General features: G+C 70.6%; 1 protein-coding gene. It reads left to right on the top strand.

Annotation, left to right across the window (positions count from 1 at the left end; translation table 11 throughout):
* On the top strand, positions 1-506 hold a 506-nt coding region (locus ACTOQ2_RS44080; RefSeq protein WP_440108025.1), incomplete at its 5' end, for a pyridoxamine 5'-phosphate oxidase family protein.
* Positions 507-534: the final 28 nt, after the last annotated feature.

The following is a 534-nucleotide window of genomic DNA, read 5'->3' on the forward strand; positions in this document are numbered from 1 at the left end:
CTGAGGGCAGATCGGCGGTGATGCAGGGGACTTTGGTCCCTAACGTCGTCGCGGGGCGGACGGGCAGCCTGGAGGGTATGAAGCTCGACTCGGCAGGTCTGCAGATCCTCTCGCGCCAGGAGTGCGTCGCGCTCCTGGCGTCGGCCTCGATCGGGCGCATCGTGTTCACCGACCGGGCCCTGCCCGCGGTACAACCGGTCAACTTCGTCCTCGACGGTGAGGACATCGTGATCCGCACCGGCATCGGCTCCAAACTCGCCGCCGCGGCCGGCGACGCGATCGTCGCCTTCGAGGCCGACGAGTTCGACCACACCACCCGCACCGGCTGGTCGGTCACCACCGTCGGACCCGCCCGCGCCGTCCGCGAACCGGACGAGATCGAACGCCTGTCCGCACTCCCCCTGCGCACCTGGGCACCGGGCAACCACGACCACTACATCGTGGTACGCGCCGAGCAGATCACCGGCCGCCGCCTCACCTCCGGACACGACGAGCAGGAGAGCTGACCGCCCGGGGCTCTCGGCCCCGGAGCCG

Origin of the sequence: Streptosporangium sp. H16, assembly GCF_051918855.1 — a bacterium.
Lineage (GTDB): Bacteria > Actinomycetota > Actinomycetes > Streptosporangiales > Streptosporangiaceae > Streptosporangium.